Genomic DNA, 13,925 nt, shown 5'->3' with positions numbered 1-13,925 from the left:
TCAAAAAACACTCGACACCTCGTCTATAAAGTCACCTCCTTCCTTATTTAGCGCCACGTATATACCTTTTTTCATTACTGATTCAACACATGTGTTTCCTTAACAGGACCTTCTACGAATTGGCCTCGCGTTTGCAGGATATAACGTATCTCTTCGGCAGAAATCATACGAACATCGCTGAAGCCAGATTTGACGGTTAAGGCTGCTGCAGTGCCTGCTGCTTCGCCAATAGCGCTAATTCCTGACATGACACGGTAAGAAGCGTGGGCCTCAAAAGAACCACTAATACAGCGCGAGCTTAATAGCAGATTGCCAAATCCTTTCGCAATAAGACTGCGATAAGGAATATGATAATACCCTGGGCTCGGCAAAATCGTCATATACTCCTGGTGATTTTTATTTCCATCTGGATCATGGACATCCACATCATAAGCACACGCCGCCACCATATCATCAAACTTGCGAACTTGCAGACAGTCTTCTCCGGTTAACATGTAGTCGCCGACAACTCTGCGGCCTTCACGTACCCCTAGCTTCGTAAAAATAGTCTCAATCTTCGCATCCCGAAATGCTGGGTGCTCCCTGATCGCTTCAACTAATTCATACACTTGAACTTTGCCAATTTCAAAGGCACGTTCAACGGATCCTGGAATCGTGGGATCAACATCGCTTATCGCAGTCGAATTAAACAGGAATGCCTTCCCATCTGGATAAGGAAATGCTAATACGCCCTGACGCATATTCGTGCTGTTCGTTCTCTGTTTCATCGCAACATAATAGGGCTTGAGCGTCTCTTCCAGCCAAAAAAAGCAGCCCCAGCTTGTGACATCCTTTACTTTGAACAGCGAGGGGTCGAATCCAGTCAGCTTGAAAGTAACCGTCGCCATCTGCATCTTTCCATCTTTATCTCGCCCCTTTTGAAACTCAGCTCCTGCCAATGCAGATAAATTCCCATCAGCCGTCCCGTCCAGGAACACGCGACCACATACACGCGTTTGCTTAGAACCAGTGATCGTCACTGAACGAATATTCCCATCTTCCACCTGTACAGCGTCCACTTCGCAGTCCGTCCATACAGTCAGATTTTTCTCTTTTTGAATTAATCGATGATAGGTTTCTTTTAATTCCTGTTCATCATAGCTGGATACCGTTTCCTCATCAAAGGTCAAGCCCGTATTCTGGTAGGCCTGCGGGAATAATTCCTTATGAATCCCCGTGTTCACACATCTTCCATCATGATCACGAAACTTGCATACTAAAGCTATAGCGGCATGGACGCCTGTTCCGCCAATCTCACTCATTTTTTCAATAAGGAGCACTTTACTGTTTAATCTAGAAGCAGCTAAAGCTGCACAAATGCCACCTACTCCTGCCCCAACAATCACAATATCAAAATCGTTTGTAAATTCATTCACGGATATCACTCCTTTATTAAATTTCGCTGCTGTTACCCTTTCAGGCCGCTGCTGGCAATGCCTTCAACAAAGAATCTTTGGAAGATGGCTACGACGATGATGAGAGGAAGCAGCGCCGATACCGAAGCAGCCATAATCAGCGAATAATTTGCACCGTACTCATCTACAAAACTGGAAAGACCTATCGGTAGTGTGAACAATTCACTCGAACGCAGGAAGATCAACGGATTCTCATATTCATTCCAGTGCCATGTAAAGGTCAGTATGAGAAGTGTCACGATGGCAGGCTTCGTTAATGGCAAGCAAATTTGCCAATAGATCCGGAAGAATCCCGCTCCATCCGCTTTTGCTGCTTCAAGCAGCTCATTCGGAATTGTACTGAAAAATTGCCGCATCAGAAACGTTCCGAATACGGTGAAAATTCCCGGTAAAATGACGGCCCAATGGGTATTCACCAAGCCAACGCGATCGAACAGGATAAACCTAGGGACAAGCAGTACCTGAGCAGGTATGATCATCGTGGCCAAGTACATCAGGAAGATTAGATCTCTTCCCTTGAAGTTCAATTTAGCGAACGCGAACCCAGCCAATGAGCTGGTGATGATGGAGCCAACAACCGTAAAGAAAGTGATTTTGGCCGAGTTCCAATAAAACAGAGCAAATTTATATTTGCCACCCCAAACCTCTTCATAATTCGAGAGAATCGGATTTTTGGGAATCCAATTGATCGGGTATTTGAATAAATCAGCTTGGATTTTGAAAGATGAAGAAATCATCCAGATAAACGGGATCAAGACCAATACACCCAAAACCAACATGACAAGCGTTACGCTTAATTTTCGCAAAGATACCACTACGAACCCACTCCTCCATTAAAAGTGCTGCTGCCACTTCTTCTGACTGCGCCATTGAATCAAAGTAATCGAAAAGATGATGACGAACAAAACCCATGACATTGCTGCCGCATAACCCATTTTATAATTCTGGAAGGCAGTGAGATAAATATGATAAGCAATAACCATCGTAGAGTTGACCGGTCCGCCTTGTGTCATCACATTCACAACCGCAAAAACCTGGAAGGTGGAAATAATCAGTGTAATAGCAATCAAAAAGGTCGTTGGTTTCAGCATAGGTACTGTGATACTGAAAAACTGCCTCATCCCTGTGGCCCCGTCAATCGAAGCCGCTTCATATAAATCTTTCGGAATCCCCTGCAATCCCGCCATATACAGCACCATCGTGTATCCGATGTAAGTCCACACGACCATAATGATGATAGCTGGCAATGCCCACGCTGTACTCCCCAACCACTCAGGAGGATTGGCAACCCCTAGTGATCTTAGGAAGGCATTGATGGGACCATCCTGGGCATTGTAAAGCACGCTCCATACCACAGAGACAGCAACCAAGCTGCTGACATAAGGCAGGAAAAACAAAGTTCGTAATAAACCTTTGGCATAGACATGTCGATTAAGCAAGACAGCTACAACCAAACCTATCGCCATTGCACTGGGCACCGTTACGCCTGTCAAAATAAAATTGTTCTTAAGTGCATGCCATAAGTAAACGTCATTCACTAATTTTTCAAGATTTCCTAATCCAGCGAAACTCAGCCCAGCAAAGCCCTTTAAGTAATCCCAATCTGCAAATATCAGCATAAAACTGAAAAGCAGAGGTAGAATGACGAAGAAAAAAACGCCGAGAAAGTTCGGCAAAATAAACAAATAACCCGCCAATTGTTCCTTCATGTTATGTTTGGACACTCGTCGCATGATGCCACCTCATTTAGCTATATTCAACCCATACCCGTATCATAAACAGTAGCGAATCAGAGTGGAATGGCGTGATTTAGGTTGTTACAACGTTGATTTTAAGATGTAGGGAAACGAATGAAAAAATATGAGCAAAAAAAAACCTAGCCTGTGGCTAGGTCTCTTCCATATTGAGCTCGGAGATACCGATTGCTTTAAAGGTAAAACGATATAGCAGTTGATCTTCCATTTTTCCAAAATCGTAGAGGTACGTCTGCTAGATCACATCTTACTTTCAACACCGGATAAACATAGTCTGTATGGTTCTAACATATCAGCCAGTACAATATAGCATCTACTTCATTTCAACCATATTTCAGGAATTTTCCTGATAGTCTTCCGAAATTTGGCTTGGATTAGTTCAAACTGTCCAAAAGCACTTTCACTTGAGGATCAAGGTTCAATGCATTCAGAATGATTGTAAGTGCCTCTGCGCGTGTGGAGTTGCCTTGCGGATCGAATATCCCGTCATTCTTCCCGCTGATGATGCCTGCCTCTGCTGCATCTTTGATTTGATCCATGGCATAGGAGCTTGCACTTGCCATATCGGCAAAGTTGCCCTTGGAAGTATCCTTGTCCGCTTTACTCAAGTTGACAATTCGGGACAACATAACGACCATTTCTTCCCGGCTGATGGTTTTGTCCGGTTGGAAGGTTCCGTCTCCGTAACCGGCAATCACCCCTGCGCTAGCAAGTTTCTCAATTTCGTTTTTAGCCCAATGGCGATCAATATCGTTCAGAACAAGTAAATGATTCATGTCGCCGCTGATATCGAATACACGGGAGATCATCACTGCAAACTCCGCGCGTGTAATTTTGCCATCCGGTTGAAAAGTTCCATCTTCATACCCGTCGATAACGTGCAGTTTAACGAACGTATCGATGGTCTTTTCAGCCCAGTGCCCTTCAATGTCAGCCAGTTCAATCTTGGCAGTAGACTTCTTGGCTTCCGTTACTTTGGACTCGATAGAACGAACTAAGTTTATTACATTGACAATATCACTATTGAATATATCCACCGCAGGTTTGCCGCTGTTACCCGATCGCTTTACAAGAACCGATAGCTTGCTTTTTATCGAAACCATATTAGGCACTAATTGCGAATTCATTAGTTTCACACTGTCCAGTTCAATATCGGCTGAACCCTGAATAACCGCTTGAAATGTCAGTGTAGCCAGTGCTACATCCCCGTTCTCGCCTGGTTTATTGCCGATTTGCGTATGTGCGATTTGAATCTTATTCCCGTTTACAATCGGATTAACCGTATAGCCTTCACTTTTACTAACGCTCTTTACAAACTTTAAATGGCTGGAATCAAAAGTTAAATTAACCTCATATGCGTACATATCGCTTACTTGTTTTCCGCTTACCGTCACCTGGAAGTCATTTCCTTCAGAAATACTTTGGTTCGTGATGGAAAGTAAAAAGGTTGGTCCGGAGTTTGCATGTATAACGATTTGAGGAAGTAAGAACATAGTCAAAAGTAACGTCAGACTGAATACGAGTAGTTTTTTTAACATCGATGAAGTACGCCCTTTCGGTACATATTTCTGAATAATTGGAGGGAGAGCCTATTCAGCTCTCCCCCCTCAATCCTATCTTCGCTAATACGAGTAAGAATCCGTTCCAGTACACATTGTGCGTGTTTTTATCGTAAAATCGCTCTGGCCACGATTGCCAGGTCTTCAATATCAACCTTACCGTCATGATTGATATCCGCTTTCTCATTCCAACCCGCTTGACCTTGCTGCTTGCCATAAGTCCCTGCTACAATAGCCAAGTCTCCAATAGAAATACTTCCATCTCCATTGACATCTGCCGTTATTCTCTTCGTGTTAAACACTTGAATGGCAGCTTCCAATGCGGCTTTCGCACTATCTACCTGCTGCTGCGTGGCGTTCGTATTGTTGGCTGTCGCAGTGGCTGCATCGATAGCAGACTGCAGTTGCGCTTTGGCGCCGCTCGCATACAGCCCGTCCCCATTGCCTTCCACTGCAGCATTGTACATAGCCTGTGCGCTTGCGATCAACGCATTCAAGAGCGACTTATCTATAGATACACTAGGAATATTTATTTGTATCTCGCGAGAGGCTCCGCCTACTTGCAATTCATTCCCCTGTCCATTGGCAATAATGACATCACCCACAGAAATTGTCGAAGAGGTTGCCTGAGTGACAGATTTCGCCGTAAATTTGATAGTCAACAAATCGCCTTGAGCCAACACCCCTTGGTTCGTGCCTACACTGGCAACCAAAATCCGGACTTGCCCTGGCACGGCCTCCTTTTGCTTGATGACTTGAAATCCGTCTTTCAGTGAAGCAACCGAATCGAATTGCAAATACACTGGATCATAATGAATAGTCAAATCTTGCGCGTATACTTGCTGGTATGCACTTTGCGTAACGCTAGTCAATCCCATCGTTACATCTAAGGTTTCGCCCTGGTTCACCTGCTGTACACCTGCCAAAGTAGACTGAGGCATCATTGACGCTGGCAGCACACTCACGCTGATGCTCGTTGTCAATGCTATGTTGTGTGGATTTACTACATCTGCGGGCAATGTTACAGTTCCGTTTATAGTAAAGGTCTGTGCCGTCTTCTGGGCCGGATCATAGCTTGCGGCATCCACATCCCATGCCACGCTGGCATTCAAGCTTCCCTTATCGCTGACCAATTCAACTGTCACTGGCAAGCCGAGAGCTTCCGCTGTCTTAGCCGCTCCGTTTGCAATCCCTGTAACAGGTGCTGGTGCTGTAATTCCTACGACGCTGACGGTTGCTGCCCCCATAAACTGCATCGGACGCAGCTCCTTATAATCTTTCGAAGAGCCGATTCCGCCGCCCCATTCGAAGAAATCTCTCCGGCCTGCTCCGTCGTTCTCGTTGAACAACAAGCTGAAGCTCATCATTTCCTTATTTGGATGGATCGGAGCAAGCTCGCTCCACGGAAGGGCAATATAGTAATACGTATATTTCGTTTCTTCATCGCGGATCACTTTTGCTTCCACATTCGTCACGTCTCCCACTTCGACGCCCTGCGGAGTGCTCCAGCGGTGAACAACGGTTTGCCCGTTCGGGCAAAGCGCAAACCCATACTCGTACTTATCGGGTATCTCCTTGCCCGCAACGCCCGAGAAGAGGGCAAACTGGATCCCGTCGCCGGTCCAGGATGAGGAACCGCATTGATCCTGATAATGGATGTCGTCTTTAATCTTGGCGGTCAAATAGAAATGCTCCTCATCCCAGTTCAACCAGAAATCGCCGCTTAAATCATCCGGCCCCTTCCAGCTTCTCACCCTATTGTTGCCCGTCGCAATTAAATTCAGAGCGTATCCGGGAACCTGGACTTCCTGCAAACGTTCGCCGGAAGCCGTTTTCTTGATGATCGGATTGAACTCGGTAGAGCCATCCAACGTTATGGGCGCCGTTTCTTTAAAATTCAGCTTCACTTGGTAAGCATAAGGTTTACCGTAAGCGGGAATCGGCACTTCGACGCTGCCCCGCCACACGGAAGCGGGCGGTATCACTTCGTTATACGTTTGCGAACCGGAAAGCTCGCCCATCTGCCAATCTAAGCTCGTTAGCGTATAAGCGGATACGGCTGAATTGTTCATATAAGAGATTTTCAACTGGCCCGTCCGATCGTCCATAGATACGATATGCGGCTCGACCGCCATGCCGAACGGCTCCTCGATTCTGGCGTTCACAAGCAAGTGAGCGCTGAGCTTGCCGTCTACTTTCACATTGGCAATATAAGTCCGGCTCCCAATCTCTGGAACCGCAGGCAGAGAGATCGGTACGTCAAGCTGCCCGTTCGCAGGGACGGATACAGTCTGCGTGACGCCGGCCACTTCAACCTCAGCTACCATCGCTGTAGTGCTGCCCGTATTATCGAGCTTTACACGTATGCGAACATGATCGTTCACGGCCGCAACAACGTCATCCGCAGAGAATAAGCCGCCAGCCTGAATGCCGGAAATGTTGCCTTTTACATAGAACACCTGATTGCCAAGCTTTAAATAGACTTTGCCATTCAAAGGCATAAGCGTCTGCTCTTCTCCAGTGAAATCGGTTACGATCACGGGACTATTCGTCGACAAGACCACTTTCTGCGGAGTAAGCGACCATAGAACGCGCAGATCTTCGCCGTTCTTGCGGAACATATAGCTTCTTACGTTGCCATAAGCCTGCTCCTGCCCTATATATTCCGCTCCGGTCAACTGCCTCGTCTGAACCGCGTAAGTTGCAAAAGCCGGCTTGGCCGTATATGCGCCCCGTTCATCTTCCTCGTTTACGATAATACCGAAGTTATGCTCCCGGTTCTCTGCGTCTGTACCGTCATTTTTCAAATCGTACCAGGTGATATTTTCCGCGCCTTCGGAGATCGCTAGGACATTATAACGGGCAAGGTATTCCGCTTGTTTATCCACCGAGACGCCATCCCCGCCCAACTTAGTATGCCAGCCCATCTCTGTCAGCCAAAGCGGTATTTCCTTGCCAGAAGTATTATATTTTGCAATCAGCTTGTTCAGCTTGTCTAAAGCTAGATCGCCGCCCTCCGGGATTTCAGGAAAACGGTACGGGTGAACGGAGACGCCGTCCAGATAGTTCAGACCGCCCAGCGCAAACAATTCTTCAATCCAGTCGTAAGGAATGGTCACTCCAGCAGGTCCGATTACGCGCACATCCTCGCGAAGCTCCTTTATAGCATTGTACGTCTCTTTCAACAGCGGGAAATAATACGACGCAGATGCTCCGCCGCCAAAGGCGTTATATTCGTTCCATACTTCAACCTTCTTGATCTGATCACCGTAATGATTCAAAACGGCACGCGCGTAATTCGCAAAGCCTGCTACCCCCGCAGGGTCTTTAATATGAAAGCCGCCGGGATATAGGTTATTGTTGTAGGTCAGCACGATAAACGGCGAGATTCGGTGCTGCTTTAAGGCTGCCATATACGATTCGTACTTCTCCGGGAATTGATAAACGCCCTTTTCCTTCTCAATCGCACCCCAACCAATCTCGTCGCGTACCATGCTGACACCCAGTCTGGAAACGAGCGGAATCAGAATAGGGTCCCAATTCTGGCCGAAATGGGTCGCAACGCCGAATGGCGAAGGTTGGTCGGCGAGATCCGCGTTGGGAGCGAGTACTGTAACCGATGTCGTCGCGTTCTTAACGATTTTTTCTCCGTCTTTGGCCGTTAATTGCAGTTTATAGTAACCTTTATCCAACGACGGCAGCGGGAGGGTCAGGTTCCCGTCTACGCCGACGGAAGCCGATCCGTTGCCGAAAGACGCACCCCAATAATTTTCCAGTTTCCAATCGACCCGTTTTGCAACCGTTTTCAAGTCAATGCTGATCGATTCTCCCACAAGAAATACATTTCCCGTTGTCGTCGGAATGATCTTCATATCCCGCGTCTCAGGCACGTATTTGTTCACGGTGACCGCCGAGATCACGACATCCTGAGCCGTATCTACGGATGCTTTTGCATAAGAAAAACGATAATCCGTGCCGTTGGCACGATTGGAAAACTTAGCGTGAGGCAGAGAGATGGTAATCGTCTTCCATGTTCCCGAGTCCGTCAATGGAATCGGTTTTACTTTCGTAAACCCGCCATTTACGGCATCATACTCGGTAACGATCGTGCCTTTGCCAACGTCGAGATAAGTCAACTCAACTTCGATCGGCATATCCACATCGTAAACATACGTATCATCTACATTGAAATAGAGGTATTTCGCGCCATTCGCCGTATCCGTCGACCAGCCTTCCTTTTCTGATCTTGTAACGATCGGCGCTTTATTTTTGGCATTGTCTCCTGGGAACACATTAATTCCCTCGTACTTCCAGTCGCTATTTAACTGAGCTTTCACCGACTGCGCGTCACTGTAGTTGTCCAAAGGCCGGATTGAAACCTCGCGGAAATTAACGTCCTTCTCGCTGGTGGTACCCATTTCACCCGACCAAATGCCGAGGCGCATAACTCGCCTCAAGTCGGCCTGCAGCACGATAAACCGCTCCTTTTTCCAGCTGTTCGTACCCGTCAGTCGAATATGCTTCATATCATGCCAGCCGGTGTCATTCAGATATGACAAGGCGAACTTCCCAACAGGTCCGTCAAAATATTCGACCGTCACTTCGACGCGACGATCTCCTCTAGAGACAAATTCCTCATCGGTCACTTCCATATAAAGAAAGTTGCGGGAATTGCTTTTATCCGTGCGCCAGCTGTCCTTGCCCCCGATGACTTCGGCCTTGCCGCTCTGGTCGCGCAATTGCGGGTCCCCGGGAAACAAATTCAAGCCGCTGAATACGGGATTCGCACCTAATGTCGCCGTAACAACCTCATGACTTTGCTCCGGATCGTCCGCTTTCGAAACCTTAATAGAGCCGATGACGACATCTTCCCCGCTCACTGCCAATCGAATCGACGTATAATCGGCGTCCACTGGCTGAAAGACGCGTGTTTTCCACTCATTTGTCCCCGTCAGTTGCACCATCTCTGAATCAGTACTGCCATTTGCTGCGGAGAAACGCAAATTAAATTTACCTGTGCCGCGATCGAAGTAGTCGACTGCCACTTTTTGATTTTTCCCGCTTCCATATGAACTGTCGATATCAAAGTACATGTAGGCGTAATTATTGCTGATTTGCGTAGACCACCCCTCCCTGGAACCATAGGAGACTATCGGCTCAGCATACTTTTCATTGCCGCCCAGCCTCACTTTAATGCCCTCATAGGTTCTGTTGCTTTTCAACACAGCCCGCACCGAACTTGCCGTGCTATAATCCGGCAGTTTGGTCAGGGTCACCGATTTAATGAAAACATCCTCTTGGCTGCTCCCCATCTTGGGTCCATACAGGCCTAGACGCATTTTCGTAATCAGAGCGCCATCGGAAACGAAGAACCGATGCGTCTTCCAAGTGTTGCTTCCGGTTAGCTGAACATATTTCTCTTCCTGCCACGCGCCTTGTTTTACATACATCAGATTGAATTTGCCGGTCCCGCCGTCATAATAATCGACCGAAACCTCTACCCGGCTCTGCCCTTCGACGAAAAAGCCAGGAGCCGCATTCAAATACATAAACTGAACGCCTCCGCTTTTGTTCGTCCCCCAACTTTGCTCGCCGCCTTTCACGGCCACTTGCGGGGTTGTTGAAGTATCCCCGGGCAGTACCGTCAATCCGTTAAAAATCGAATCGTTTCCTAAGCGAGCGTAAATTACGTCCGACGCAGCAGCGGATGCCGAATCCCCCCCTGGAGGAATAAGTCCTCCAGATACCAATAAAACTGATAGCATGATGAACCATACACGAATTGCCCTTCTGCTTATCCTCATTTCGCACCTCCATCATCATCGTTCATTTCATACTAGACTTTTGCTTGCTGAAGCCTTTTATCCCTTAACTGCCGAGCTTGAGAAGCCTTGAATAATATATTTCTGACCTAGAAAAAATACGATGAGCAGAGGCACGACGCCTGCTGTGGCGGCAGCCATCATCAAGTTGTAATCCACGCCTGCTTCCAGCATGAAGTTCTGCATGCCAAGCGGAACCGTGTATAGCTTCTTGTCCAGCAGGAAAATCAGCGCGTTCTCATAATCGTTCCACGTCCATGTAAAATCAATGATCGCGAAGGTGGCCAATACGGGTTTGGAGAGTGGCAGGAACAATTGCACGAAAATCCGGAAATGCCCTGCCCCGTCAATGAAGGCAGCTTCGGATATTTCATGCGGAATGCTCATGAAAAATTGCCGGATCATAAATACGCCGAATACCGTAAACAAGCCCGGGAGAATCAGCGCCCAATGGGTATTGTAAATATGCATCCACTCAAACATGATGAATTTAGGGACAAACAGCACTTGCTGCGGAATCATCATCAGACACAGGTACAGCAGGAAAATAGCGTTCCTGCCCTTGAACTCAATGCGGCTGAATCCATATGCGGCCAATGCGGCGAGCAACGGTGCTCCAATCATCAGAAACACGGATATCTTCAGAGAGTTTAGATAAAAGAGGAGAAATCCGTCTCCAGTGGTCCAGACCTTGATGTGATTGATCAACACCGGGTCAAACGGAATCCACTGGATAGGGTAGGTGAAGACGTCCTTAGGTTTCTTAAACGAGGTGCTGATCATCCAGATCATGGGCAACAGCAAAAGTAGGCTGACGAGAGCCATGATGATTGTATTCAAGCCTTTGCCCAGCCGCTCCTTGATCATTCTGGTACTTCTTGCATTCATGTTGCGTCTTTCCCCCTTCCCTAGTAATGGACCCATTTTTTCTGACCTGCCCACTGAATAAGCGTAATGCATAAGATAAGCAGAAACATGCTCCACGAAACGGCGGACGCATACCCCATTTCATAAAAATTGAATGCTTTCTTGTAGGCGAAAATGGAGAAAACCGTCGTACTGTTGGCGGGCCCCCCCTGAGTAATGGCATAGATCATGCCAAAGCCCTTGATGGATCCGATACAACCGGTAATCATCAGGAAAAGCGTCGTCGGACTGACCAATGGTAAAATAATAAGACGCAGCAATTGCCCGAACGTCGCTCCATCCATCTTGGCGGCTTCCAGCTGCTCCGAGGATATTTCCTGCAGGGCGGCCAAATAAATAATCATGTTGTATCCGATGCCGCCTGCGATCATCATAATGAGCACCGCATACATCGCTGTATCGGGAGAAGCGAACCATTTGGGAGGCTCCGCTATACCGACGGATCTTAAGAAGGCATTAATGGGACCGTTTGCAGGCTGGAACAGCACCATCCAGACGAACGCAATTGCGATACCGCTTGTAAAATAGGGGGCGAAGAAGAAGGCCCGCAGCGTCTTCTGGAGATAGACGCGATTGTTTAACATGACTGCGATCAAAAAACCCAGCATAATCGAAATTGGCACAGGGATTAACACCAAAAGGGTGTTTTTGACCGAAACAGTAAATAAGTCGTCTCTCACCATCATCTTGAAATTGTCCAATCCGATAAAATGCGGTGGTTTCCCGCTAGCGAATACCCAATCCGTAAACATCAAATAAAAGGAGAACAGGGCTGGAATCAGCATGAAAATCATCATTCCGATAAGATTAGGGGCGATGAATACATAGCCGAGCAGCCTCTGCCGTTTCATCCAGTTCACGATCGGTCACCACCTTTCTCTATAATATGGGCTTATGGTAAAGGAGAAGCGCGGCACGGATGTCCCTGCCTCTCCCTTGGTTTTCAGATTCTCTACTTTTTGGCCGCTTGCAAATTCTCGTTATGCACCCGGGCCAGTTCCTTCGCACCTTCTTCGGGAGTCAGCTTCTGAGTGAAAACCTTGTCATAGATGACCTGCTGCTCGATTCCCGTTTTCTTGTCCAGACGGCTTAATCCAAGCGGAAGACTTCCGAACATAACCCGCTTGATGGAATCAATGTCATAGGTATTCTCCACGCCTTTGAACATGAGAGCGATTGCCTCATCTGCGGGAAAGTCCTTGGATGATGGCACTCTTCCGCCTGCCGCCATCGGCAGCATCCCCATATCCGAATACCACTTCATAAATTTCCAGGCTGCTTCCGGCTTCTTGGTACGGGGATTAATGGAGAGCACATCGCCCAGCCCTCCAGCGTTGATATAGTCTTTCTGATCCTTGTTTACCTTGGGAGCCGGTGCTGCAGCTACCTTAAAGGTACGGGGATAATCCTTCACATTGTTAGTGGTCCTGAAAATCTGGTTGGTGGAGAACAGCATTGCCGCTTCCCCTTTCACAAACATCTGATCCAGAGCCGGCTTCGAGGTGATCTGCTCCGTATGCGGCATAATGCTCTTGTCTTTGAACATCATGTCCGAATACACCTGAAGGTCCTTGACCGTCAGCGGATTATCGAAGGCCGAGGTGCCGTCCGGTTTAGTCAGCTGTAAATCTTGTTTCACCATGGAGCCATTGATGGGCACATTAAAGTAATAATCGGATTGCGCCGCTCCCCACACCTTGTCCCCCTTCAGCTTATTGGCATAATCCCTGAATTCATCCATACCCCAGTCCGTGGGAACCTTAAGACCCTTGGCATCCAGCATATCCTTGTTCAACCAGACAAAGGACATGCCTTTCTGGGTAGGAACACCGTAATACTTACCATCCACCTTCCACAAGGAGGCGCCTGTGCCCATTTTTTCGTCGACATTGTAGTCGGTGAATTTGCTCAGATCAAGAGCGTTGCCCGATTTGATCCGCTTCTCATAGAGGCTGAAATCATAGTTCATATACATGTCCACGGGCTGGCTGGAAATAAGCGCAGTATCCAGCTTTAGATTTCCGGCATCGTCATTGACGAACCGCACATACTCCACTTGGATATCCGGATTTTGCTTGTTCCAGTTGTCTACAACAGCTTGAGGACCATTCTCAGGCGGCACGCCTCCCCACATGGTAAGCTTAATTGGATCCTTATTCGCTGCAGCGCTAGGCGCCGTGCTTGCCGTAGGCGAGGCCGTCCCCTCCGCTTGATTGCTGCCCCCGTTTACACCGCAGCCTGCAAGTGCTAAAGGTACTGCCACAAGTGCTGCCAGCCCTGCTGTCATCCATTTTCTGTTTCTCATCTTACCTGTAACCTCCCTGTAATCGGATGTTTGATTCATCTCAACTATACCAAGCTACGCCTTTGCTTCTAAGAGGCGAAACTTGCAGGTTAATAGTACAAAAC

Annotated in this window: 8 protein-coding genes; all 8 read right to left on the bottom strand. The window is 47.6% G+C overall.

What is annotated here, in order from left to right; all coding sequences use genetic code 11:
• Positions 1–74 precede the first annotated feature (74 nt).
• On the bottom strand, positions 75–1,415 hold the full coding sequence (locus AC1DLM_RS20515; RefSeq protein WP_441988760.1) for an FAD-dependent oxidoreductase: 1,341 nt from the start codon (positions 1,413–1,415) through the stop codon (positions 75–77).
• Between the two features lie 32 nt (positions 1,416–1,447).
• Entirely contained in the window at positions 1,448–2,269 is an 822-nt protein-coding gene (locus tag AC1DLM_RS20510; RefSeq protein ID WP_441988759.1) for a carbohydrate ABC transporter permease, read from the bottom strand.
• Between the two features lie 18 nt (positions 2,270–2,287).
• Positions 2,288–3,178: a carbohydrate ABC transporter permease gene (locus AC1DLM_RS20505; RefSeq protein WP_477571000.1), complete on the bottom strand. Its 891-nt coding sequence runs from the start codon at positions 3,176–3,178 to the stop codon at positions 2,288–2,290.
• 404 nt (positions 3,179–3,582) lie between these two features.
• A complete protein-coding gene (locus AC1DLM_RS20500) occupies positions 3,583–4,746 on the bottom strand; it encodes an S-layer homology domain-containing protein (protein ID WP_477570999.1) in 1,164 nt (387 codons plus the stop codon).
• Between the two features lie 128 nt (positions 4,747–4,874).
• A complete protein-coding gene (locus AC1DLM_RS20495; RefSeq protein WP_477570998.1) occupies positions 4,875–10,571 on the bottom strand; it encodes a cohesin domain-containing protein in 5,697 nt (1,898 codons plus the stop codon).
• Positions 10,572–10,628: 57 nt separating this feature from the next.
• Positions 10,629–11,477, bottom strand: coding sequence for a carbohydrate ABC transporter permease (locus AC1DLM_RS20490; RefSeq protein ID WP_477570997.1), 849 nt, complete (start codon positions 11,475–11,477; stop codon positions 10,629–10,631).
• Between the two features lie 20 nt (positions 11,478–11,497).
• Positions 11,498–12,367 carry a carbohydrate ABC transporter permease gene (locus tag AC1DLM_RS20485; RefSeq protein ID WP_441988936.1) on the bottom strand — a complete coding sequence of 290 codons (870 nt, stop codon included), beginning with the start codon at positions 12,365–12,367 and terminating at the stop codon, positions 11,498–11,500.
• Positions 12,368–12,468: 101 nt separating this feature from the next.
• A complete protein-coding gene (locus tag AC1DLM_RS20480; protein WP_441988754.1) occupies positions 12,469–13,821 on the bottom strand; it encodes an ABC transporter substrate-binding protein in 1,353 nt (450 codons plus the stop codon).
• Positions 13,822–13,925 lie beyond the last annotated feature (104 nt).

The organism is Paenibacillus sp. 01T442 (assembly GCF_056398345.1).
This window is presented reverse-complemented; position numbering and strand designations above follow the sequence as displayed.

Bases quoted from the DNA above. Each gene is read 5' to 3' on its own strand.
- AC1DLM_RS20500 (WP_477570999.1), bottom strand. From the start codon at position 4,746: ATGTTAAAAAAACTACTCGTATTCAGTCTGACGTTACTTTTGACTATG.
- AC1DLM_RS20495 (WP_477570998.1), bottom strand. From the start codon at position 10,571: ATGAGGATAAGCAGAAGGGCAATTCGTGTATGGTTCATCATGCTATCA.
- AC1DLM_RS20490 (WP_477570997.1), bottom strand. From the start codon at position 11,477: ATGAATGCAAGAAGTACCAGAATGATCAAGGAGCGGCTGGGCAAAGGC.
- AC1DLM_RS20485 (WP_441988936.1), bottom strand. From the start codon at position 12,367: ATGAAACGGCAGAGGCTGCTCGGCTATGTATTCATCGCCCCTAATCTT.
- AC1DLM_RS20480 (WP_441988754.1), bottom strand. From the start codon at position 13,821: ATGAGAAACAGAAAATGGATGACAGCAGGGCTGGCAGCACTTGTGGCA.